24 protein-coding genes are annotated in these 21,496 nt (G+C 56.6%); 10 read left to right on the forward strand and 14 right to left on the reverse strand.

Annotation, left to right across the window (positions count from 1 at the left end; genetic code table 11):
* The first annotated feature begins 8 nt into the window (after positions 1 to 8).
* The 5 genes from rpoN (at position 9) to npr (ending at position 3,719) form a co-directional block, all read left to right on the forward strand.
* A complete protein-coding gene (gene rpoN, locus ABFX35_RS13160; RefSeq protein WP_279026285.1) occupies positions 9 to 1,442 on the forward strand; it encodes an RNA polymerase factor sigma-54 in 1,434 nt (477 codons plus the stop codon).
* 23 nt (positions 1,443 to 1,465) lie between these two features.
* On the forward strand, positions 1,466 to 1,753 hold the full coding sequence (gene hpf / locus ABFX35_RS13165; protein WP_095847084.1) for a ribosome hibernation promoting factor: 288 nt from the start codon (positions 1,466 to 1,468) through the stop codon (positions 1,751 to 1,753).
* Between the two features lie 250 nt (positions 1,754 to 2,003).
* Entirely contained in the window at positions 2,004 to 2,465 is a 462-nt protein-coding gene (gene ptsN / locus ABFX35_RS13170; protein WP_095847083.1) for a PTS IIA-like nitrogen regulatory protein PtsN, read from the forward strand.
* A 130-nt stretch (positions 2,466 to 2,595) separates the two neighbouring features.
* Positions 2,596 to 3,450, forward strand: coding sequence for an RNase adapter RapZ (gene rapZ / locus ABFX35_RS13175; RefSeq protein WP_095847082.1), 855 nt, complete (start codon positions 2,596 to 2,598; stop codon positions 3,448 to 3,450).
* On the forward strand, positions 3,447 to 3,719 hold the full coding sequence (gene npr, locus ABFX35_RS13180; RefSeq protein ID WP_346081558.1) for a PTS phosphocarrier protein NPr: 273 nt from the start codon (positions 3,447 to 3,449) through the stop codon (positions 3,717 to 3,719). Before rapZ ends, npr begins: the two co-directional genes overlap by 4 nt.
* Positions 3,720 to 3,886: 167 nt before the next feature.
* Here the strand turns inward: npr and ABFX35_RS13185 are convergent, their stop codons facing one another.
* From ABFX35_RS13185 to ABFX35_RS13230, 10 genes are all read right to left on the reverse strand, one after another.
* A complete protein-coding gene (locus ABFX35_RS13185) occupies positions 3,887 to 5,800 on the reverse strand; it encodes a BglG family transcription antiterminator (RefSeq protein ID WP_346081560.1) in 1,914 nt (637 codons plus the stop codon).
* A gap of 49 nt (positions 5,801 to 5,849) precedes the next feature.
* Positions 5,850 to 7,052, reverse strand: coding sequence for a lactonase family protein (locus ABFX35_RS13190; RefSeq protein WP_346081562.1), 1,203 nt, complete (start codon positions 7,050 to 7,052; stop codon positions 5,850 to 5,852).
* Between the two features lie 55 nt (positions 7,053 to 7,107).
* Positions 7,108 to 7,848 (reverse strand): 2-dehydro-3-deoxy-phosphogluconate aldolase, encoded by a 741-nt coding sequence (gene dagF, locus ABFX35_RS13195; protein WP_279026299.1) that lies wholly within the window; start codon positions 7,846 to 7,848, stop codon positions 7,108 to 7,110.
* Between the two features lie 2 nt (positions 7,849 to 7,850).
* Complete coding sequence (locus ABFX35_RS13200; RefSeq protein WP_346081564.1) at positions 7,851 to 8,966, reverse strand: DgaE family pyridoxal phosphate-dependent ammonia lyase; 1,116 nt, start codon at positions 8,964 to 8,966, stop codon at positions 7,851 to 7,853.
* A complete protein-coding gene (locus ABFX35_RS13205; RefSeq protein ID WP_346081716.1) occupies positions 8,950 to 10,089 on the reverse strand; it encodes an amidohydrolase/deacetylase family metallohydrolase in 1,140 nt (379 codons plus the stop codon). The genes ABFX35_RS13200 and ABFX35_RS13205 overlap by 17 nt, the downstream gene beginning before the upstream one ends.
* Positions 10,090 to 10,153: 64 nt before the next feature.
* The gene (locus ABFX35_RS13210) at positions 10,154 to 10,804 is read right to left on the reverse strand and encodes a DUF4310 family protein (protein ID WP_165907049.1); all 651 of its coding nucleotides are present in this window, start codon (positions 10,802 to 10,804) and stop codon (positions 10,154 to 10,156) included.
* An 11-nt stretch (positions 10,805 to 10,815) separates the two neighbouring features.
* Positions 10,816 to 11,592: a DUF4311 domain-containing protein gene (locus ABFX35_RS13215; protein WP_095847075.1), complete on the reverse strand. Its 777-nt coding sequence runs from the start codon at positions 11,590 to 11,592 to the stop codon at positions 10,816 to 10,818.
* Positions 11,593 to 11,736: 144 nt separating this feature from the next.
* Entirely contained in the window at positions 11,737 to 12,033 is a 297-nt protein-coding gene (locus ABFX35_RS13220) for a DUF4312 family protein (protein ID WP_346081718.1), read from the reverse strand.
* Positions 12,033 to 12,398: a glycine-rich SFCGS family protein gene (locus ABFX35_RS13225; protein WP_346081567.1), complete on the reverse strand. Its 366-nt coding sequence runs from the start codon at positions 12,396 to 12,398 to the stop codon at positions 12,033 to 12,035. The genes ABFX35_RS13220 and ABFX35_RS13225 overlap by 1 nt, the downstream gene beginning before the upstream one ends.
* A gap of 13 nt (positions 12,399 to 12,411) precedes the next feature.
* On the reverse strand, positions 12,412 to 12,741 hold the full coding sequence (locus ABFX35_RS13230; protein WP_413541334.1) for a glycine dehydrogenase: 330 nt from the start codon (positions 12,739 to 12,741) through the stop codon (positions 12,412 to 12,414).
* A 492-nt stretch (positions 12,742 to 13,233) separates the two neighbouring features.
* Here ABFX35_RS13230 and ABFX35_RS13235 point away from each other — a divergent pair, with 492 nt between their 5' ends.
* The 4 genes from ABFX35_RS13235 to ABFX35_RS13250 all read left to right on the forward strand — a co-directional run bounded on the left by ABFX35_RS13235 (position 13,234) and on the right by ABFX35_RS13250 (position 17,699).
* Positions 13,234 to 14,745 (forward strand): BglG family transcription antiterminator, encoded by a 1,512-nt coding sequence (locus tag ABFX35_RS13235; RefSeq protein WP_346081720.1) that lies wholly within the window; start codon positions 13,234 to 13,236, stop codon positions 14,743 to 14,745.
* Between the two features lie 22 nt (positions 14,746 to 14,767).
* Entirely contained in the window at positions 14,768 to 15,241 is a 474-nt protein-coding gene (locus tag ABFX35_RS13240; RefSeq protein WP_346081570.1) for a PTS sugar transporter subunit IIA, read from the forward strand.
* A 176-nt stretch (positions 15,242 to 15,417) separates the two neighbouring features.
* Positions 15,418 to 16,833 carry a PTS fructose transporter subunit IIC gene (locus tag ABFX35_RS13245; protein ID WP_346081572.1) on the forward strand — a complete coding sequence of 472 codons (1,416 nt, stop codon included), beginning with the start codon at positions 15,418 to 15,420 and terminating at the stop codon, positions 16,831 to 16,833.
* A gap of 5 nt (positions 16,834 to 16,838) precedes the next feature.
* Positions 16,839 to 17,699 carry a ketose-bisphosphate aldolase gene (locus tag ABFX35_RS13250; protein WP_346081574.1) on the forward strand — a complete coding sequence of 287 codons (861 nt, stop codon included), beginning with the start codon at positions 16,839 to 16,841 and terminating at the stop codon, positions 17,697 to 17,699.
* Positions 17,700 to 17,759: 60 nt separating this feature from the next.
* On the opposite strand, the gene cybC is transcribed toward ABFX35_RS13250, so the two are convergent.
* Positions 17,760 to 18,143: a cytochrome b562 gene (cybC, locus tag ABFX35_RS13255; RefSeq protein WP_095847067.1), complete on the reverse strand. Its 384-nt coding sequence runs from the start codon at positions 18,141 to 18,143 to the stop codon at positions 17,760 to 17,762.
* 202 nt (positions 18,144 to 18,345) lie between these two features.
* Positions 18,346 to 19,686: a metalloprotease PmbA gene (gene pmbA, locus ABFX35_RS13260; protein ID WP_279025674.1), complete on the reverse strand. Its 1,341-nt coding sequence runs from the start codon at positions 19,684 to 19,686 to the stop codon at positions 18,346 to 18,348.
* A gap of 368 nt (positions 19,687 to 20,054) precedes the next feature.
* On the opposite strand from pmbA, the gene yjgA reads away from it, so the two are divergent.
* The gene (gene yjgA, locus ABFX35_RS13265; protein ID WP_095847065.1) at positions 20,055 to 20,603 is read left to right on the forward strand and encodes a ribosome biogenesis factor YjgA; all 549 of its coding nucleotides are present in this window, start codon (positions 20,055 to 20,057) and stop codon (positions 20,601 to 20,603) included.
* A gap of 39 nt (positions 20,604 to 20,642) precedes the next feature.
* On the opposite strand, the gene ABFX35_RS13270 is transcribed toward yjgA, so the two are convergent.
* Positions 20,643 to 20,939, reverse strand: a complete 297-nt coding sequence (locus ABFX35_RS13270; RefSeq protein ID WP_095847064.1) for a barstar family protein — start codon at positions 20,937 to 20,939, stop codon at positions 20,643 to 20,645.
* Between the two features lie 5 nt (positions 20,940 to 20,944).
* Positions 20,945 to 21,397, reverse strand: a complete 453-nt coding sequence (locus tag ABFX35_RS13275; protein ID WP_279025680.1) for a ribonuclease domain-containing protein — start codon at positions 21,395 to 21,397, stop codon at positions 20,945 to 20,947.
* Positions 21,398 to 21,496 lie beyond the last annotated feature (99 nt).

The following is a 21,496-nucleotide window of genomic DNA, read 5'->3' on the forward strand; positions in this document are numbered from 1 at the left end:
GTGAAGATATGAAGCAAGGTTTGCAACTCAGGCTCAGCCAACAGCTAGCCATGACCCCGCAGCTACAGCAGGCCATCCGTCTGCTGCAGTTGTCCACGCTCGAACTCCAGCAGGAGATCCAACTGGCGTTAGAGAGCAATCCGCTGCTTGAACAGACCGATCTGCACGACGAAGTCGACGCCAAAGAAAACAACGAAACCGAAGGGCTGGATACCCGCGAGGCGCTGGAGCAAAAGGACATGCCGGAAGAGCTGCCGCTGGACGCCACCTGGGATGAAATTTACACCGCCGGCACGCCTTCAGGCACCGGCACCGACTACAGCGATGACGAACTGCCGGTGTACCAGGGTGAAACCACCCAAACGCTGCAGGATTACCTGATGTGGCAGGTCGATTTAACGCCGTTTTCCGACACCGACGCCGCCATCGCCACCTCGATCGTCGATGCCGTCGATGACACCGGCTACCTCACCGTCCCTCTGGAAGACATTCTGGAGAGCATGGGTGACGAGAATGTGACAATGGACGAGGTGGAAGCGGTGTTAAAACGCGTGCAGCGTTTTGATCCGGTCGGCGTTGCCGCGCGCGATCTGCGCGACTGCCTGCTGGTTCAGCTTTCACAGTATGCCAAAGACACGCCGTATCTGGCCGAAGCGCGGCTGATTATCAGCGATCACCTCGATCTGCTGGCAAACCACGATTTCCGCAGCCTGATGCGGGCAACGCGGTTAAAAGAAGATACACTGAAAGAAGCCATGGTGCTGATTCAGTCGCTCGATCCGCGCCCCGGCCAGTCGATCAATACCGGCGAATCGGAATATGTGATCCCGGACGTGCTGGTGCGCAAGGCGCACGGCAAATGGACGGTGGAGCTCAATACCGACAGCGTGCCGCGGCTGAAGATCAATCAGCAGTACGCCGCGCTGGGCAACAGCGCGCGCAACGAAGCAGACGGCCAGTTTATCCGCAGCAACCTGCAGGAAGCCAAATGGCTAATTAAAAGCCTAGAAAGCCGTAACGAAACGCTGCTCAAGGTCACGCGCTGCATCGTGGATCAACAGCAGGCGTTTTTCGAGCAGGGGGAAGAGTTCATGAAGCCGATGGTGCTGGCCGATATCGCCCAGGCCGTCGACATGCATGAATCGACCATTTCGCGTGTCACCACGCAGAAGTTCCTGCACAGCCCACGCGGCATTTTCGAATTAAAATATTTCTTCTCCAGCCACGTGAATACCGACAGCGGCGGCGAAGCCTCCTCGACGGCGATTCGTGCCCTGGTGAAGAAATTAATCGCGGCGGAAAACCCCGCCAAACCACTGAGCGACAGCAAGCTGGCAACCTTGCTTTCCGATCAGGGGATCATGGTTGCCCGCCGTACCGTCGCCAAGTACCGAGAGTCGTTGTCCATCCCGCCGTCAAACCAGCGCAAGCAGTTGATTTGACCTCAACAGAGAAGGAAGACACTATGCAACTCAATATCACCGGCCACAATATTGACATCACCGATCCCCTGCGCGAGTTTGTGAACACCAAGTTCGCCAAGCTTGAGCAGTATTTTGATCGCATCAACCAGGTGTATGTTGTTCTCCGCGTGGAGAAAGTGCAGCAGATTGCCGAAGCAACGCTGCACGTCAATGGCGGCGAGTTGCACGCCACTTCGGAAGACGAAAATATGTACGCTTCTATCGATAGCCTGATCGACAAGCTGGCGCGTCAATTGAACAAACACAAAGAAAAGTTAAAACAATATTGATATGAAGGGGCATTCTGTTAATGGGTGCTCCCCCAACGTAGCCGCTGAGCTACCGGGTAACCATCGGCGCGTTATTCTTGCGGATAACGCGCCGATAAGCCATCAGGGCAAAAATGCGAAAAAAACCGGTTCATCAAGCCAAGGCAGCGCAGGCCATTGCAGCGCGGCCAGCAGGCAACAATCCACGCGGCCTTCGGGTTCGCCACCTGCCGGCAAAACGGCTTCATGATGGTTTTTAAGTGAAAATAAAATGAACAACGAACCTATGCAACTTAGCACGGTGCTCAATATGGAGTGCACCAAAGGCGCGGTACACTGCACCAGTAAAAAACGGGCTTTGGAAATTATCAGCGAACTGGCGGCCAAACAGCTCAACCTGCCGTCGCAGGTGGTGTTCGACGCAGTGCTCACCCGTGAAAGAATGGGCAGTACCGGCATTGGCAACGGTATCGCAATCCCGCACGGCAAGCTGGAAGAAGATACCCTGCGCGCCATCGGCGTATTTTTGCGCCTTGAGCAGCCGATTGCGTTCGACGCCGTTGATAACCAGCCGGTCGATCTGTTGTTCGCCTTATTGGTGCCGGCCAATCAGTGCCAGGCGCATTTGCACACCCTGGCGCTGGTCGCCAAACGCCTGGGTGATAAAACCGTCTGCCGCCGCCTGCGCGCGGCGCAAAGCGATGAAGAGCTTTACCAAATTATTACCGAGTAAGCCGCCCGGTGGCGTGACTTCACGCCGCGGTAGCGATACTGTTTCAGGGAATGGATCCCGGCTAATGCCAGGATAATCATGTTTCTAACGGTGGCGATGAATGCCACTCCGATGCCAGGGGAGTTGCCACATGGTGCTGATGATAGTCAGCGGCCGTTCCGGCTCAGGAAAATCCGTCGCTCTACGGGCGCTGGAAGACATGGGTTTTTACTGCGTTGACAACCTGCCGGTGGTGCTGCTGCCGCAGTTAGCCCAAACGCTGGCGGAACGCAATAGCTCCGCGGCAGTCAGTATTGACGTTCGCAACATGCCGGAATCGCCGGAAGTCTTTGAATACGCGATGACGCAGTTGCCGGATTCCTTCTCACCACAGTTGCTTTTCCTCGATGCCGATCGCAATACCCTGATCCGCCGTTACAGCGATACCCGCCGCTTGCATCCCCTCTCCAGCAAAAACCTGTCGCTGGAAAGCGCGATCGACGAAGAGAACGATCTGCTCGAACCGTTGCGTTCACGCGCCGATCTGATTATCGACACTTCGGAAATGTCGGTGCATGAGCTGGCGGAAATGCTGCGCACGCGCCTGCTGGGCAAACGCGAACGCGAGCTGACCATGGTGTTTGAATCCTTTGGCTTTAAGCACGGCATCCCGATCGACGCCGACTACGTGTTCGACGTGCGCTTTCTGCCGAACCCGCACTGGGATCCTAAGCTGCGCCCGATGACCGGGCTGGATAAACCGGTCGCCTCGTTCCTCGATCGCCACACCGAGGTGCACAATTTTATCTACCAGACGCGCAGCTATTTGGAGCAGTGGCTGCCGATGCTGGAAACCAACAACCGCAGCTACCTGACGGTGGCCATTGGCTGTACCGGCGGTAAACACCGCTCGGTGTATGTGGCCGAACAACTGGCCGACTATTTCCGTTCACGCGGTAAAAATGTGCAATCGCGCCACCGCACGCTGGAAAAACGCAAACCATGACGGTCAGGCAAACGGTAGAAATCAAAAACAAGCTTGGCATGCACGCCCGCCCGGCGATGAAGCTGTTCGAGCTGGTGCAGAGCTTTGACGCCGAGGTGATACTGCGCAATGACAGCGGCACCGAGGCCGAAGCCAGCAGCGTGATTGCGTTGCTGATGCTGGATTCCGCCCAGGGCCGGCAGATCGAGGTGGAAGCCAACGGGCCGGAGGAAGAAAAAGCCCTGGCGGCCGTAATCGAGCTGTTCAATGCCGGGTTTGATGAGGATTAGCGCCACTCCCGCCTTTTTCCCCTCACCCCGGCCCTCTCCCAAGGGGAGAGGGGGTAGAACAGAGCCGGCGGAAGGTTCGTGCCACTCGACGTTTACCCCAAAGCACTAGCCGTACAGCGTACGCCCCCTCTCCCTCTGGGAGAGGGTTGGGGTGAGGGTGAAGGGCATTAAATCCGGCTCAGGCAATCCAGCGCCACCGATTTAAAACTGTCGAAATCCTCACTGCCCAGCAGACGGCTCATCGAACGTTCGCGCACAAAGGTCACGAACAGCTCGTAAATCGCCATCGCCTCTTCGTAATCGCTTTTACTGATCGCCAGCAGGAAAATCACATACGCCCGCTCGCCGTCGCCCCAGGCGATGCCCTGCGGCGCCAGGATGGTCACCACCACGGTTTTCTTCGCCAACAGCCCGAGTGAGTGCGGCAGCGCAATCCCCTCGCCCAACAAGGTGGACACAATCGCCTCACGCTCCACCACCGAAGGGTAAAAATCATCGCCGACGTAGCCTTCCTGCTCCAGCAGATCGCACACTTTCTTGAACAGGCTTTTTTGATCGAGCGGCTCATTGATCACCATAAAATGGCCGGCGTCGAAAAACTTCTCCAACATATACGGTTTGGTGCGATCGACCAGCACCAGCTTGCCGAGCTGCTCCAACTGGTACTCCGTCGGAAACGGCGACATCACCACCACCGGCTTGTTCTTCTCGCTGACGCGGGCGTTGGAAATCACAAAATCTTCTTCGATCTGCGGCAACACTTCGTAGTCGCGCAGCGAAACAATGCGCGTCATCACCAACTGCGGGAACTTGCGCGCGATCTGCGCCTGGATCATCCGCACCGTCGAATTGCCGGTATCGCATACCAGCATCACCTGCGGATAGCGCTCGTAGCCAATGTTGTAGTGCCGTTCCAGCCCCACGCCGATATGCAAAACCAGATAGCCGATCTCGTTCTCGCTCAGGGTATAGGGCGTGTACTTGCCCCAACTGGTGACCGCCGCCAGCGTCACGTCGTAGGCCATCGGGTAATGTTGTTTGATATTGGCCAACAGCGGATTGGGGATGTTGATCTGGTATTTCACCCGGGTAATCATGGTCTTGATATGGGTGAGCAAATCGGCGCGCAGTTGCTTGTCCCCTTGCAGGTTGTAGTTATAGTGTGCGTTGATGTACGCCAGAATGTAATCCCCCAGCGCTTCTTCATCGTCGGCGTTGATTTCCGTCGGCCGCACCTCCTGCACCCGGCGCGCGGCGATATTCACCCGCAGATAGGCTTCCTCCGCCGGTGAGATCTCTTTGCCGGCCAGCTTGCGCAGCTCCCCGGCCAGCCAAACAGACACCTTGCGCACGGCTTCGTCGCCGTCCTCCACGTCGAAATCCGGCAATGGGTAACCGTCGCGAATGCGGCGCAGCGCCACCGCGCAGTAAAAAATCAGGTACTGCTCGCCTTCGTCGGTCAGGCGGATGGCGTACTGCGACATCAGCGGGTGCAGCAAGCCGGCAAAGGTCGCCACCTGCGGCTGGTGCAAAATATCGTTCTCCAGCAGCGGGTTTTCCGGATCGTCCAGGTGCAGTTGAAATAACAGGTCCGTCAGGCAGTCGCGAATCGCTTTTTCAGGCCCGAACAGTTTCATGCCGTAGCGCGGCCTGGCCTCAATGGTTAAAGCGTACTGCGCCAGCCGCTCACGCACCTCCGCCATATCGCTTTGCAGCGTGCCACGGCTGACGAACCATTCATCAGCCAAATCCTCCAGCTTCAGCGAGAAGGCCGAGGTCAAAAAACGAATCAGCAACGCGTGCACCCGCTCCTGGGCGCTGCGCGGCGTGGCGCGCCGTTTCTTTTCCTGCTGCAGGGTACCGAACAGTGCGGCATCATTCACCTGCAGCCGGTAGCCCTCCCCGCGGCTGTGCGCAAAACGTGCGCCGTATTGCTCCAGAATATCGTTGAGCGCGGCAATATCAGCGCGCACCGTACGGGTCGATACGGAAAAACGCTTCGCCAGCTCATCCTGCGGCAGGGTTTCAGCCTGCAGCGCATCAAACAGATAAGCCAAACGCGGGTACGGAAATCTCACCATGCTCTTTCCATTGTCTAAGTGCCCGCCAGGTTGCCCAGCGGGCGGCTGATTATTTTACGGCAGGCACAAACACCATTTGCGAAGGGCTGCCCACCGGGGTGTAACCCTCAATAAAATGCAGTTTGCCATTGTGTTTATCCACGCTGAATCGGGTCACGTTATCACTGCGCTGGTTTAGCACATACAGATAGCGCCCGCTGGGATCCAGCGTGATGGTGCGCGGATAGTCACCGCGCGTCCACGCCTCGCCCAGCAGTTGCAGCTCGCCGCCGTGGCCGATGCTAAACTGCGCCACACTGTTATGCAGGCGGTTCGCCACGTACAGGTTTTTTCCATCGGCGCTCAGCGCCAGCCCGGCGGTAAAGTTGGTGCCTTTATACTGCGCCGGCAGCGTAGACAGCGTCTGCAATGGCGCCAGCGTGCCCTTTTGCGCATCGAAACGGTAGCGGGTCAGGGTCGAGGCTTCCTCATTCACCAACAGCACGGTTTTACCGTCCGGATGGAAGACGAAATGGCGCGGGCCGGCGCCGGCGGAAGACGCGGCGATCCACGGCGGATCGTTTGGCGTCAGCTTCCCGCCGGCCGGATCAAACCGCCATTGGTAAATACGATCCAACCCCAGATCGGTTGAAAAGACAAATTTCCCGCTGGGATCGCTGGCGATCATATGCGCATGCGGGCCATCGTGATCGCTAATGGCAAAGCTGCCTTCCACCGCCGCCGCCGGCTTGCCGGCCCCGGCTGGGCCCTGTTGCTGTTGCACCGCAACCGCGGCGCCCAGCGTGCCGTCCGCAGCGATCGGGAACACGGCAATGCTGCCGCTGACGTAGTTGGCGGCCAGCAAATGGCGGCCGTCCGGCGTTAAAGAAATAAACACCGGGCCGGCGCCCTGGGAATCCACCTGGTTCAGCGGCGCCAGGCTACCGTCCTGGGCATTGATGCGCAACGCGCTAATGCTGCCGTGCTTGCCGCCGTTGAAATCGGCCACTTCGCTGGCCACATACAGCACCTGCCCCTTGGCATCCGCCACCAGCTGCGCCGGGTTAGGCAAAGTGCTCACCAACGTTTTGCCGCTGAGCGCGCCGCTGGCCGGATCAACCTGCACGCGATACACGCCCTCGCCGTTGGGGTTGTATGTGCCAATATAGGCGAAATGCGGCGTTGCCTCTTGCGCATGCAACGCCGGGCTGGCCATCGCCAGCAGCAGGGAAGCCGCGCCCCACAACGGGACGTTTGTTTGCCAGTTACGCATAATTGCCCTTTTCATTCACAGGGGCACGGCAAGCCGTGCCGTTGATATCAGGTGGTTAACCCACCAACCGTTTGACGATCGCCAGCAGGCTTTTTACATCCTGCGGGCGCGTATTGCCGCTGGCCGCGTCGATGATGGAGCTGTAAACGTGCGGGATCACCTGTTTGACGCCGGCCTCGAGGGCGATCTGCAAGATCGGTTCAACGTTCTCCAGGTCGATCCCGCCGGTCGGCTCCAGTAAAAAGTCATGCTCAGCGCAGGCTTGCGCCACGTAGCGGAACTCATCGCGGCATTTCAGCCCCCCCATCGGGAAATATTTGATCGAGCTGCCGCCCATGTCTTTGAGCAACGCGATCGCCGTTTCCACCGGCACAATGCCGTCCGGCGCCTGCGCGCTCAGCGGCCCAGTGGAAATTTTGACGAAGCCGACGCGGCCGGTCGGCGAAACCAGGCCGTTGACCACTGTCTCGTTCTGGCCGAGCAGCGCGCGGCTGGCGCCCACGCCGGTAAAGACCTGGTTCACGTGCTGCGGCTGCACCTGCCGGGCAATCAGGCTGACCATCGCCGATTGCTTCGGATCGCCGGCTCCCAGCCCCACCGACAGGGCGTTATCAATCAGTTGCGCATAGCTCGCCATGTCCGCCACCGCGCTGTCTACGTCCGGGTAGTTTTTGGAAAGCACGCCGACCAGCACATGCCCTTCCGCCGCCTGATAGATTTCCTGCGCGTTGTCTTTCGACCCCGCCAGCACGTTCAGGCACACGCGGTCACGGTAGTAATTCGGCTTCAGCTTCATGCTCATGCTTGTTTCTCCAGCAAATTCTTCAGGCAGGTAAATACGGTCATCAGTTGTTGTTCATCAACGCTGCGCACGTCGACTTCGATCTTGCCTTCGTTGGCTTTGTAGCCGCGGAAGTAAATGGCGATCGCGCCCTCTTTCAGCGCCTGGACGATCTCGCCGGTCGAGATGCCGATCGCCGCCTCATCAAAGGCGATCTCGGCCCGGGCGATATCGCGCCCGGCGCTGTCCCACACCACGCTGGCGCTCACGCCGTTCAGGGTATTGAGGCTGTCGATAAACGCCGCCATGCGCTCCACCATCTGCGCCCCGCTGGTTTTTTCGCGCTGCAGATAGCTTTCAATCGCCTGCGTCAGCCCGAGGATCCCTTCTTTACCCACTTTCATCGCGCGCCCGATGCCGGCGGACTGCTGCTTCACCCATTCCACGTAGCGCTTTCGGCCAATCACCAGGCCGCTGGTCGGCCCTTCGATCGCTTTGGCGCCGCTGTAAATCACCAGATCCGCGCCCATTTGGTAGTAACACATCAGATCTTCTTCCGCGGCGGCATCGACGATCAGCGGCAGATCATGCTGGCGCGCCACCGCCACCGCCTGCTCGACCGACAGGATGCTTTTCTGCACGCAGTGGTGGGATTTGATATACAGAATCGCCGCCGTCTGCGGCGTAATGCAGGCCGCCAACTGCTGCGGCGAGCATTCGTTGGCGTAACCGGCCTCCACCACCCGGCCGCCGCCGAGCGCCACCATGGTGTCCACCGGGGCGCCGAAGTTAACGTTGTGCCCACGCGGCAACACGATCTCGCGCGGCTCGTTCACCGGCGCCCGGTGCAGGTTGACCAACAGGTTGGCGTTATCCTTGACGATGACGCCCGCCACCGTCTGGGCGATGCCGGCGGAAGCGCAGGAAACCACCACCGCGCTTTCCACGTTCAGCAAATCAGCGATATAGGCGCCGGTCTTGTTGACCAGATCCTTGATTTCAAAGTAGTGATTCAGGCCGTAATCCACAGCATCGATCACATCCTGAGCCGGCGTGGATACGCCAAGGATCGTCATGCGGCCAGAGGTATTAATGACCGGTTTTAAATGGTATTTTTCATAAATCGAAGACATGAGCGGCTTTCCCTTCATCGGTTAACAGGACGTCCCCGGCCACCACCGCGGCCAGCGGCACCAGCAGTTGTTCGCTCTCGGCGGTCTGCCCTTCGGAATCGGTAAACACCTGCGGCCCGCGGCGGACATCAAACAGCGTCAAATCGGCGTCAAAACCGGCGCGCAGCTGGCCCTTGCGCGCCAGGCGCAACGCTGTCGCCGCGTGGCGGGTCACGCAGTCGATCACCTGCGGCAGCGACAGGCCGCAGACAAAAAATTTCGACATCACCGCCGCCAGGCTGTACACCGGCCCGTTGATCCGGTTGCGGCAGTAGATATCGGAACTGATGGTATAAGGCAGGATGCCCAGTTGGATCGCCTGGCGCGCCACCTCGAAGCTGAAGCTGGCGCTGCCGTGGCCGACGTCCAGCAACACGCCGCGTTTCAGCGCGCGCTGAATGGAAGCCCGTAGCTCGCCGGCCGGCGTCAGGATCCGGTTGGGTTTGCCGTTGTAGCAGTGGGTGATGATGTCGCCCTGGGTCAACAGATCGGCGATTTCGTCCAAATCAGGCGGGTTATTGCCGATATGCACCATCAGCGGCAATTGGTGGTTTTGCTGCTGGATCGCTTTGGCGCGCACCAGCGGCTTGATGCCGTTCTGGCCGACCACGCTGCTGCTCATGCGCGCCTTGATGCCGACGATAAAATCCGGGTAATCGGCCACCGCCTGCTGCACGCCCTGCGCGTCGATCTGCGCCATATCAGCCAGCTCATTCTGGGCTGAGATGCCAGTACGGGAAATGTTCAGAAAAGCGAACACGTTGGTTTTGGCGCTGCGCGTCAGGGTATAAAAATCATCAATATCGTTGGCGCCGGTGCTGCCGGCGTCGATCACCGTAGTCACGCCGCTGGCGATCCCCACCCGATCCGGCTCGTCATGGTAGATCGGCGAGGCGGGATAACAGTGCACGTGGCTATCGATCCAGCCGGCGCTCGCATAATAACGCCCGGCCAGATCCAGCTGGCGTTTGGCGCCGGCCGCCGTTGGCAGCGCGCCCACCGCCACGATCTCGCCGGCGCGGATCGCAATATCGGCCAGGCTATCGTCCACCAGCCTGGCGCGCCGGATAATCAAGTCATACATCATTCGTTACTCCGTATTCATCAGCGGCGCCGGCAACGGCGCCGCCTGGCCTGGCGATCGCGGCTTAGCCGATCGCCACCGGGAAAAACGCCCCCAGGATCATCGCGCCGAGGATCGCGCCGCCGGTAATCGGCTTGCCCCAGACATAGAACAGCAGCGCGCCGAGCAGGGAGCCCAGACCGATAGGGATCGACGCCGTCATGGCCGACAGGATGATCAACGGCCCGAGGAAACGGCCGGATGAGTTGCCGGCCCCCATCATCACATCGGCGCCGTAGGTGGAATTGCTTTGGTTAATGGTGAATTTACGCGCCAAAATGATCACATAGCCGATGGCCAGGCCGATGATCAGGCCGGTCGCCAGCGAGGCGGCAAAGTTGGCCACCGGGAAGACGATCCCGGCCCCCAGCAACAGCGCCGGTACGCCCAGCCCCACGCCGGTCTGGATCGCCCCGCCGATGTCCAAAATACCCACCAGCGAGCCTTCAATGATGCGGGCGAACAGGAAGCTGGCGCCGAACGCCGCCACCGCGCCGTAAACGCCGGTATCCATACCGGCCCGCAGCATAGAAACGAAGGCCACTTCGTTGAAAGCACCGATGCCGTACAGGTAGTACATGTGCGTCCCGGCGAAGACCCCGGAAGACAGCAGGCCGACAAAAATCGGGAACGACCAGTCGGCATACCAGAAGCCTTTTTGGGTTTGTTCTTCCATTATTGCGCTCCTTATTTGCCGCTCAGGCTGTTATGGATGATGTTCAGCCAGTCCGGCACGCCCAGGCTGAAGGATTCGAGAAGTTTCATATCAAAGCCGCGGAAGAAGCCGCTCAGCACGAACAGCAGGACGATCGCCGCCATCATGATTTTGGTGACGCGGTTCCAGCCGCTCTCTTCAACGCCTTTGCCGATCAGAATGCCCAGCACCAGGCCCGGCACCGCATTGCCCATGATCAGCTGCGCCAGGCCGCCGAAAATGGTGCCCCAGAAGCCGGAGCGCTTGCCCGCCTCAATCGCCGCTAGCCAGAAGATCACCGGCATAACGGTATTCACCAGCAGGTTGGCGGCCGGTACCAGCACCTTGATCGCCGTCACCTGCAGCGCAGCCGGCACGGCAGACGCGGTGGTATTGAGGAACGCCACCACCAGTGCGCCGATAATGCCGCAGGCAATGGCCATTTTTTTCGGATCGTGCAGGGTTTGCGCCAGGTTACGGTTTTTGATCATCAGCGCCGCCGCGCCCCAGTTAGGGATAATGCGGTGATCGACATCCTGCGTGAAGGCGCCGGCCGCCACCGAGGACGCCCAGGCGTTAAAGAAAAAGCCCAGGCCGAATGAGAAGTGTGACGCGGGATCGCCTTCGCAGGAGTTCAGTTCGCCCAGCGTGCGGAAGGCCCCCATGCCCTGTGTGGTTGGCGCATGAAACATACGTGCCGCACCGGCGCCAACGCCCACGCCGACCAGCCCGCCGATAATAATCGACTTAAATAAGATAATTAGAAACATCAGTCGCCCCTTGCTCCCCATCGCTTTGCAGGTTGCAGGCGTGTTCGCGTTGCTGCCCGGCCCAGCCGCTCGGTGATGCAAGCGCTTGCGGGTTCGCTTCGCCACTTTCCTGTAACGTACAACCGCCGGAGATATGCCAATATATTATTTCGTGGTGAAGACAACCTTTTCGGTATTGATGATTGTTACACTCACGGTTATTTCCAGAGAAACGGCATAGCTTTTTCTTACACGCGGCAGAAAGAAAAAAAGGAATTTCTCTTTAATTATTTTTTCTTCCGCGATTAATACGCTGACATCCTGCGGCTCAATGCGCAGCAGAATATTATTGGTAGACTTTAATACCGCACCCTGTACATTCGCCAACGCGCTGGCAAAAGCCTTTGCCTTGCTGTCGCCCCGGCCAGAAACCATGACTGATGTGGTATATTGTTCTTTCATCATGCGTTACCGTATTTTTTTAGGTAGGCTTCCACCAGTTTTTTACCCAGCTCTTCCTTATCCATAAAACCGAAGCCCAGCACGTTGCAACCTTCATTAATTGCCGTGACGCCCTCTTCGATCGAGCGCATGCCATATTTCGCCTTATAGCCATATTTCGTCTGGGCGGTAATGGCGCCGGCGCCGCCGCTGCCGCAAAAAGAGATACCCAACTGCGCGTTTTCAGCTTTCATTACGTCGCCCAGCTTCATGTCCGCCGCCATGCCGGGGATCACCACGGCCTTGCCGCCGGCGCTTTCCACACCCAGGCCCACTTTCTGCCCTTTCCCCAGACGATCGCCAATCACTACGGTAATATTTCCCACGGTATTCTCCTGATTAATTTGTTGATGATGCGTTATTATCTTTTGCCACTTCAAAATGTACGGAAAGCAAATAGGCCTCTTCTATCGGCAGCGTTTTAAGCTGTTCCACCACACGCTGGGCCATTTGCATGGAATGCGCCGAAATTTCATCAAATAACGATTTATCCACCTCGGGTAAGGGCTCGCCGGTAATAGAACGTTGCACCATGGCGCGAACATGCGATTCCAGCATTTGTTGCTGCACACTGTTGGTATAAATATTCTCTGCGTTTAACATCGCGGTAATATCGGCCAACAGCTGCGTGGTGATTACCGCCACCCGCGCGTCATCCGCCGGCGGTATATTTACCTGTTCAGATCCTTCATTCACTTTTCAGTACCCCTGAGTGCCGCGAACCATCGCCCTATGACAAAACCTGTACATCACTGATGGCTAAACCCTACCGCCGGGGGCATGTGCTGTGTAGCCTGTTTTTTTCCAGTTCAAAGTGGAAATCGCGTGACCAATAGGGATCTGTTTCGCAAAAATGGCCGATGACAGCGTAATGAGGTGAATATCAGCAGCGCTCCCCTGTAATCACTCGGCAAAACCGCATAATTGCAGTGTGAGATTCGTGATCGGCTTCTCGTTTTCCCGACGATGAAAATACCCCGTGCAGCTCGGGGTAGCGCTTTCCGGCGGCGTACTTTAAAGAGTGAATCGCTATGCACTAAACGGATGATGGTCAGTTTCCGCACCACCTTGTGGCCACTTTTTAATATTTACATGGCATATTCACTTTGCTTAGATGACAACTCACAAAGCGGTGACATCCTTAAGCGGAGCCTGGCAATGATGAAGGGGCTGACTGAGCGGCAACTGAATATAATGCGGCAGCTTATCTCTCACAACAGCTATGTGAGCCTGCGTTGCATGTCTGAGAAAATCCAAATTTCAACACGCACACTCAGACGCGATATCGCCGATATTAACGATAAGCTATCAGCACAGGGGATAACTCTGTGTGGAAAAAGCGGGCGCGGAATCACCATTAAATTTGCCGATGCGCAATCGGAAATATCCGCCCGCCGTATTTTCTCTTCGGAAAGCGACGAGTTTAAGCGTAATTTCCGCATGTTAAAAATCGCCTCTGACTTATTAATGTTATCGCCGCGTGGCTCTTCCATCAGTGAGATGGCCGATAAATATTTTATCAGCCGGGCATCCATAGTGAACGATCTGAAAACGCTGGAAGGCTGGTTATATAAATTTGACTTAACATTAATGAAAAGCCGGAGCGGCACCAGTATTAGAGGCAGTGACCATAATATCCGTGTAGCCATGAAAGCACTGGTATTAAAATCCATTTATAATCATCAGGACATGCTGGAAAGCCGGCTTGATGAAGGCACGCTGCATGAACTGGCAGAGAAATTTGGCAAACAGGCCGTCCATTTTACCCTGCAATTAATTAACTTTATTGAACAACAGCTTCAGTACACGATCAGCGATCCTTACTACATCAATTTATTCACACATATTCTGGTCCTGATCCACCGCAGCCATTCCCCGTTGCAGAGAACCGATGCGCGTGCCGTGCGGGTGAATACGGTGCATGACCAGCACGCATGGCAGGTTTCGCTGGCAGTGATTGAACGTATTGAAGCGGCTTACAGTACCGTATTGGTAGCGGAAGAAGCATACTCGATTTATCAATATCTGGTTTCTTCAGGCAAGACGGGCGGCGATGCTGCGCCTTACGATCGGCTACGGGTTTCCCAGCGTGAAACCCGCTTTGCCGAAGCGCTGATCGGCCGCGTCGCCAAGCGAATTCATGTCGATATCACCGGCGATGAAAACTTACTGGCTTCGCTGTCTTCGCATATAAAACCCATGCTGAACCGGCTGACCTACCGCATTCGCATTAAAAACCCGCTGTTGCATGATATTCAAACCGAGCTGGGCGGCGTGTTTGCTACGGTGAAAAGCGTGATCAACCAGTTGGCGCAAGAAGACGGTTTGGAGGAAATCAGTGATGATGAAGTGGCCTATCTCACAGTGCATATACAAGCGGCGATTGAAAACAGTATCAAGGTAAAACGGGTTTTACTGGTCTGCTCCAGTGGGCTTGGCACATCGCAGTTGCTGTATGGCCGGATTATCCGCGCATTTCCTGACTGGAAAATCATCGATGTGGTGCCGGGGAAAAACATTGCCGCGTCGCTGCAACAGCATGAGTGTGATGTGGTGATTTCCACCATCAGGCTGGAGCCGCTGGAAAAGCCGGTGGTGTATGTGTCAGCGCTGTTCTCGGCGAAAGATATTGCAAGAGTGACCGAGTGCCTGGTCGCCAATTCGATTAATTAATCACAATGGGATGGGATGTATTATGAACACAACCGTTGCTATTAACGATATATTGCAACAAGAGTGCATTATTCTCGATGCGGATTGCCAAAGTAAGGAACAAATTATTGCCAAGCTGACGGATCTGCTCTGCCAAACCGGCGCTGTGACGAATAAAGAAATATTTCTAAACGACGTTTATCTGCGCGAGGAATTGGGCTCCACCGGTTTTGAAAATCATATTGCAATCCCGCATGGCAAATCGGTGGCGGTCGCTAAAACACGTATCGCCGTGGGCCGCTTACGCCGTGATATCCCCTGGGAAACCATTGACGGAACCAAAGTACGGCTGGTTATTCTGTTTGCCGTGAAAGAATCGGATAAGGATGTCGGCCATATAAAAATGTTGGCAAAAATATCTATCGCATTAGGCGATGAAGACGTCGTCGATCAACTTCTTCATGTTAAAAACAGGGAAGAGATATTTCATTTACTGTTGTCACACTCTGGTGCCTAACTTATATCTTCTGGCGCCACAAATAATACGGTGACGTAAAAAGTCACAATAATAGTTTTTTACGCTACTTTGCCGTAGCTATACACAAAATCATTCAAGATACTTGAAGGATGACGTGTATATCTTAGTAAAAATAAAAACACATCAAATCGTTTCCTGATTAATGGAGAACGTTTATGAACATTATTGCCATTACCGCCTGTCCTACGGGGGTTGCCCATACATATCTGGCCGAAAGTAATTTAAAGAAAGCGGCTAAAAAAATGGGTATCCATGTTTTGGTTGAAACACAAGGTGCCGTTGAAAGTGAATATGTCTTTAGTGATGAGGATATTCATCAGGCTGATGTGGTATTAATTGCCGCCGACAAGAAAATCGAACTGTCGCGCTTTCAGCATAAAAATGTCATTGAAGTTCCCGTCACCCGCGCGGCAAAAGATGCCGAAGGCCTGCTTAGGGCAATTATCAGCGGTGAATTGGCGCCGCGGCTGCTCCAGGATACCGCTGCGGCTGCGCCGGCGAACACGGCAGCAGATGACGTAAATTCACGTTCCTTTATCTCACAAATCTATGTGCACCTGATTACCGGCGTTAACCTGATGATTCCGTTCGTTATCGCCGGCGGTATCCTGATCGCCGTGAGTTTTTCCTTCGGGATCACCGCAGCCACGCCGGGCGATGCGCACTTCAGCCCCATCGCCAAAATGCTGTCCGACATCGGCGGCGGCTCTGCCTTCGCACTGATGCTGCCGATCCTCGCCTTAGGGATCAGCCAGTCAATCAGCGGGAAAATGGGCATTGCCGCCGGGGCCGTGGGCGGCATGATGGCGATTCATACCGGCTCGGGCTTCCTTGGCGCCTTAATCGCCGGTTTTCTGGCGGGCTATATCACCCTGCTGATCGTCAATCACATTCGTTTGCCGAAAGCGATCGCCGGGTTAAAGCCGATTTTGATTGTGCCCCTGCTTAGCGTGCTGCTGACCGGCGCGTTAATGGCCTTGCTGATCGGTGAGCCGATCAAGATGCTGCTGGGATGGCTGACCGATTTCCTCAATTCGCTGGGCAATGCCAACTCCGCCATTCTGGGCCTGCTGTTCGGCATGATGGTGGCCTTCGATATGGGCGGGCCGCTGAATAAAACCGTCTGCATGTTCGCTATCGGGCTGATGTCGAGCGGTATCTACGGGCCGATCGCCGCCTGCATGGCGGCGGGTATGGTTCCGCCGCTGGGTATTGCTCTGGCGACCACGCTCTTTCGCCGCAAGTTCACCGAACAGGAGCGTGAAACCGGTAAGGTCACCTACATCCTCGGTTTGTCCTTCATCACCGAAGGCGCGATCCCGTATGCCGTAGCCGATCCGTTGCGGGTGATCCCCGCCATCGTCGCCGGTTCCGGGCTGGCGGGGGCGCTTTCCATGATCCTCGGCTGCGCCTCCCGCGCACCACACGGCGGCATATTTGTCATCTTCATTCCTAACGTCATCAGCAATGTGCTGGGTTACCTGTTGGCGATCGCCGCGGGCAGCTTACTGACAGCGCTGATCCTGCGGGTGATTAAAAAAGACGTTCCCGTTCCTGCTAACCAAGGATAAATACCATGCTGTACACCATGAAAGATCTGCTTAGCATCGCTCAACACCACCAGTTTGGCGTGGGCGCATTCAACATCGCCAGCGCCGAATTTGGCCGGCTGGCCGTCGAAACGGCGGAGCGGCTTGATTCCCCGCTGATTCTGGAAATTCACCCTGATGAGATGGCCTTTACCGGGCCAGAATTCATCGGCTACCTGCGCACGCTGGCCATTCAGGCGCGCGTACCGGTTGTTATTCATCTTGACCATGGCCGCACGCTGGAAGAGGTGATGAAGGCGATTTACGCCGGTTTTACCTCGGTAATGATTGACGCGTCTTCCCAGCCTTTTGAGCAAAACATCCTGCTGACGAAAAAAATCGTCGACATCGCCCACGCGATCAATGTCTCCGTCGAGGCTGAACTGGGCACCATTGGCGTGGCGGAAGGCAGCGCGGAAGGCGGCAGCAACGAGATTCTCTATACCGACCCGCAACAGGCCGAAACCTTTGTGCGGGAAACCGGTACGGACACGCTGGCCGTCGCTATCGGCACCTCCCACGGGCTGTACCCAAAAGGGAAACAACCCAGGCTCGATATTGAACGCTTGCAGCTAATCCGTAAACGGGTCGGGATCCCACTGGTGTTGCATGGCGGTTCCGGCAATAAAGACAGTGAGGTGGCGGAGTCTATCCGTTATGGCGTGGGGAAAATCAATATTTCGAGCGATATGAAAAAAGCGTTTTTTGTCGCACTGGAAGAAGAACTGAAACAGGGTGGGCATGAGCCTAACGCATTGTTCCTCAAACCCATGCAGGCGGCAAGCGAGGTGGTGGCGGCGAAAATGGCTTTGTTTGGCTCGGTAGGTAAAGCCGCGTTGTACCGTTAAAGCACAGGCCAGGCCGTGATGGATGCAGGCGTCCCCGCCGCGGCGGGGGCACCGGTATCATTAGCGGTATTTCTTATGGTAGGTGCTGCGGGTTTGTTTAAACTCTTCGGCCAAGCGTTTGGCGTCGGCCAGCTTGCCCTGCTTCGCCAGCGCCAATGACTGATCGATCTGGCCCACCAGAATATCGAAGCCGTGGCGGTAATCCTTCATTTCCGGGCTGTCGTCGGCTTTGCCATCCAGCGACGGCGGCGTTTGTTTCTGGGAATCCAGCGCCGCCGCGCGCATTTTTTCCAGGCTCTGCTGGAACACATCGGCGCTATCGGTCTTAAGCGCCGTGTCGTAATTGTCGGCGATAATATCCATATCATCCGCGATATCGGCCATCGCCAGCGAACTGGCGCCCAGCAGCGTGACCAACGCCAACGCTTTCAGTGTTTTATTCATGCTCACCCTTCCAATTATTGAATGTTAACCACGAGAAATATCACTCACGCCAGGGCTTATAAAAATTATTCAGGCACATACGCCGCTACGCCATGGTGTGATACAGCCTAACCATAGAGGATGAAAGGGTAAAGCAGCTTCAGGTGTTTGTAAGGAAGGTTAAAGAGTGGTGCGGCCGGCAGAACACCGGCCGCATCCGGGCTTATTGCCCGGCGATTTTCATTTCCGGCAGCAGCACCGAGCCGCACTGGATGTTACTGCGGGTTTCGATATCGTTACCCACGCTGACGATATTGCGCAGCATGTCTTTCAGGTTGCCGGCGATGGTGATCTCGCTGACCGGATACTGGATTTGGCCATTTTCCACCCAGAACCCAGCGGCGCCGCGGGAATAGTCGCCGGTCACGCCGCTAACGCCCTGCCCCATCAGCTCGGTCACCAGCAGGCCGGTGCCCAGTTGCCGGAGCATGCCGTCAAAATCATTGTGCTGGCCGGCAATGCGCCAGTTGTGGATGCCGCCCGCATGGCCGGTGCTGTGCAGGCCCAACTTGCGCGCCGCGTAGCTGGTCAGCAGCCAGGTTTGCAGCACGCCGTCTTTCACGATGTCACGGCGCTGGGTGCGCACGCCTTCGCTGTCGAACGGGGTGGAGGCCAGCCCTTTCAGCAGGTGCGGATGCTCTTCGATGGTCAGCCACGACGGCAAAATCTGCGTGCCGAGTGCGTCGAGCAGGAACGTGGATTTGCGGTACACGCTGCTGCCGCTGATGGCGCCAACCAGGTGGCCAAACAGCCCGGTCGCCACCTCACGGCCAAACAGCACCGGCGCTTTCATGGTCGACAGCTTACGCGGCGCCAAGCGCGACAGCGTGCGGCGCGCGCACTCTTGCCCCACCCATTCCGGGCTTTGCAAATCATCCATTGCACGGCCGATGGTGTAGGCATAATCACGCTCCATATCGCCTTCATGCTCGGCAATCACACAGCTCGACAGCGAATGGCGGCTGGAGCAGTAGCTCTGCAGCATGCCATGGCTGTTGCCGAAGACCTTTATACCGTAGTGGCTGTTGAAGCTGCCGCCTTCGGTATTGGTGATGCGCTTATCCGCCGCCAGTGAAGCCTGTTCGGCGCGCGCGGCCAGTTCAATACCGCGCTCGGCGTCTAGCTCGGCGGGGTGAAACAGATCCAGATCCGGCGCTTCAAACGCCAGCAGATCTTTTTCTGCCGGCCCGGCGCAAGGATCCGGCGAGGTATAACGGGCGATATCCAGCGCGGCCTGCACGGTGCGGGCGATAGCGTCGGGGGAGAGATCGGTGGACGATGCGCTGCCTTTACGCTGCTGGTAATACACGGTGATGCCCAGGGCGCCGTCGCTGTTGAATTCGACGTTTTCTACTTCGCCAAAACGGGTGCTGACGCCGATGCCGGTGGTTTTGGTCACGGCGACTTCCGCCGCATCAGAACCGGCGCGCGCCAGTTCCAGGGCCTGCGAAACGGCCTGTTCCAGCGCTTTACGCTGTTCTGCAACTTGAGTGACTACTTTCATCAATCTGCCATAATTTAGAATCGTTGAGAAAAGTGCCGTGGCGGCGTTGATTGTGCGCGTGCTGGCGCGCGAAAATCTTATACCCAAGATAATTCGAGTTGCAGGCAGGCGGCAATCAAAGGACAAATTCGTCGGGAACGAATTTGACCAACCAACGGTTGGCCTCCGGTGAGAGACAGGATGTCTCTCATTAATCCCGATGAGCTTAGGCCGGTAAGTGATTCGGGTGACTGAGCGCAGCCAACACACCTGCAACTTGAAGTATGACGGGTATTTGATTAATGCCATTGAGTCTAACAGGAACTGCATGGAATTTCGCATAAAGACGGCAACCTGTTAGGATTAGCCTCTTTTTAACGGAGCCTACCATGAACAAACAGCCTGAAGATTGGCTCGACGATGTCCCGGGGAGTGAAGACGAGGACGATGACGAGATTATCTGGGTCAGTAAGAGTGAAATTAAACGTGATGCGCAAGCGCTGAAAGATCTGGGCGTTGAGCTGGTCGAACTGGGGAAAAACGCCCTGGAGCGCATCCCGTTGGATGACGATCTGCGGGCCGCCATTGAGCTGGCGCAGAAGATTAAGAAAGAGGGCCGCCGCCGCCAACTGCAGTTAATCGGCAAGATGCTGCGCGCCCGCGACGTCGAGCCGATCCAGACCGCGCTGGACAAGCTGAAGAACCGCCACAACCAGCAGGTTGCGCTGTTCCACAAGCTGGAAACGCTGCGTGACAACCTGGTGGAACAAGGCGACGATGCGATCCCGACCATCCTGGAACTTTATCCACAGGCCGATCGCCAGCAGTTGCGCGCGCTCGTACGCAACGCGCAAAAAGAGAAAGCCGGCAACAAGCCGCCTAAGGCTTACCGCCAGATCTTCCAGTATCTGCGCGAACTGGCCGAAGCCACCGACTGATCCCCTGCCGCACTGCCGCTGCGGGATGAACGCTGCCGTTCATCCCCGGTGGTGAGCCGGCTCACGGCTTTCATGCATATTAAAATGCAGGCTGCCGTCCAGCTCTTCTTCGGCTTCTTCAAACAGCAAAATGATCGCGCCGAAGCGGCGTTTGCTACGGGTGCTCAGATTGGTGAACTCGATCTCCACCGGCAAACGGATCTCCCCGGTCACCACGTCCCACAGCGCATCCAGATTGGCGCCAAAGCCTTCATCCAACGCGAATTTCTGCGCAAAGGCACGGTAGAACGCCGGCAGATCGGCTATCTGATTAAAATCGAACTCTACTTTTGCCATCAGACTTACTCCACCCGAATGAAGTTTTTATAATGGTCATGCGTGACGAAAATCAGCCCGTCATTAGAGAACAATAGGCGTTCTGCGCCGCGCCGGCCACAGCGGTAGTTGATATCCGCTTCACGCCAGATGCGGTTACTGGCCGCCGGCAGTTGCCCTTCGCGGTTGGAGAAACGATCGCCGCCAATGGCTTTGCCTGGCAACACCGCGCACAAATTGCCGTCGCGTGCATCCCATCCCTGCTCACGCGCCTGCTTTTTGCTGATGTAATAATCCGGCAAGCGCTGGCGCTGTTTCAGATAGCTCACCACCCGCTCCTGCTGCGTTAACCGATCGATACTTTCCGCCGCTGCCGTAGCCGGCACGTTAGCCGGCGCTGGCTGCTGGGGCGCACGCAGCGCGCTGAAACCGGCTATCACCACAGCGATCGCCATCGCCACCAGGATCCGCTTGTTCATAAATTCCCTGAAAATAGTTACCGCTGGCTATGGCACCTGCCAGATATATAGCCAAAACTGATGAATGAATGATTAACAAAATATAACGTTTTTACTGCA

Source organism: Gibbsiella dentisursi (genome assembly GCF_039539505.1).
In the GTDB taxonomy this organism is placed as follows: Bacteria; Pseudomonadota; Gammaproteobacteria; order Enterobacterales; family Enterobacteriaceae; genus Gibbsiella; species Gibbsiella quercinecans.

Coding starts and splice junctions, on each gene's coding strand:
- pmbA (WP_279025674.1), bottom strand. CDS start 19,686: ATGAAAGTAGTCACTCAAGTTGCAGAACAGCGTAAAGCGCTGGAACAG.
- ABFX35_RS13220 (WP_346081718.1), bottom strand. CDS start 12,033: ATGAAAGAACAATATACCACATCAGTCATGGTTTCTGGCCGGGGCGAC.
- rapZ (WP_095847082.1), top strand. CDS start 2,596: ATGGTGCTGATGATAGTCAGCGGCCGTTCCGGCTCAGGAAAATCCGTC.
- ABFX35_RS13205 (WP_346081716.1), bottom strand. CDS start 10,089: ATGTATGACTTGATTATCCGGCGCGCCAGGCTGGTGGACGATAGCCTG.
- ABFX35_RS13215 (WP_095847075.1), bottom strand. CDS start 11,592: ATGTTTCTAATTATCTTATTTAAGTCGATTATTATCGGCGGGCTGGTC.
- ABFX35_RS13245 (WP_346081572.1), top strand. CDS start 15,418: ATGAACATTATTGCCATTACCGCCTGTCCTACGGGGGTTGCCCATACA.
- ABFX35_RS13185 (WP_346081560.1), bottom strand. CDS start 5,800: ATGGTGAGATTTCCGTACCCGCGTTTGGCTTATCTGTTTGATGCGCTG.
- npr (WP_346081558.1), top strand. CDS start 3,447: ATGACGGTCAGGCAAACGGTAGAAATCAAAAACAAGCTTGGCATGCAC.
- ABFX35_RS13270 (WP_095847064.1), bottom strand. CDS start 20,939: ATGGCAAAAGTAGAGTTCGATTTTAATCAGATAGCCGATCTGCCGGCG.
- ptsN (WP_095847083.1), top strand. CDS start 2,004: ATGAACAACGAACCTATGCAACTTAGCACGGTGCTCAATATGGAGTGC.
- cybC (WP_095847067.1), bottom strand. CDS start 18,143: ATGAATAAAACACTGAAAGCGTTGGCGTTGGTCACGCTGCTGGGCGCC.
- ABFX35_RS13190 (WP_346081562.1), bottom strand. CDS start 7,052: ATGCGTAACTGGCAAACAAACGTCCCGTTGTGGGGCGCGGCTTCCCTG.
- ABFX35_RS13240 (WP_346081570.1), top strand. CDS start 14,768: ATGAACACAACCGTTGCTATTAACGATATATTGCAACAAGAGTGCATT.
- ABFX35_RS13200 (WP_346081564.1), bottom strand. CDS start 8,966: ATGTCTTCGATTTATGAAAAATACCATTTAAAACCGGTCATTAATACC.
- yjgA (WP_095847065.1), top strand. CDS start 20,055: ATGAACAAACAGCCTGAAGATTGGCTCGACGATGTCCCGGGGAGTGAA.
- ABFX35_RS13235 (WP_346081720.1), top strand. CDS start 13,234: ATGAAGGGGCTGACTGAGCGGCAACTGAATATAATGCGGCAGCTTATC.
- dagF (WP_279026299.1), bottom strand. CDS start 7,848: ATGAAGCTGAAGCCGAATTACTACCGTGACCGCGTGTGCCTGAACGTG.
- hpf (WP_095847084.1), top strand. CDS start 1,466: ATGCAACTCAATATCACCGGCCACAATATTGACATCACCGATCCCCTG.
- rpoN (WP_279026285.1), top strand. CDS start 9: ATGAAGCAAGGTTTGCAACTCAGGCTCAGCCAACAGCTAGCCATGACC.
- ABFX35_RS13250 (WP_346081574.1), top strand. CDS start 16,839: ATGCTGTACACCATGAAAGATCTGCTTAGCATCGCTCAACACCACCAG.
- ABFX35_RS13275 (WP_279025680.1), bottom strand. CDS start 21,397: ATGAACAAGCGGATCCTGGTGGCGATGGCGATCGCTGTGGTGATAGCC.
- ABFX35_RS13210 (WP_165907049.1), bottom strand. CDS start 10,804: ATGGAAGAACAAACCCAAAAAGGCTTCTGGTATGCCGACTGGTCGTTC.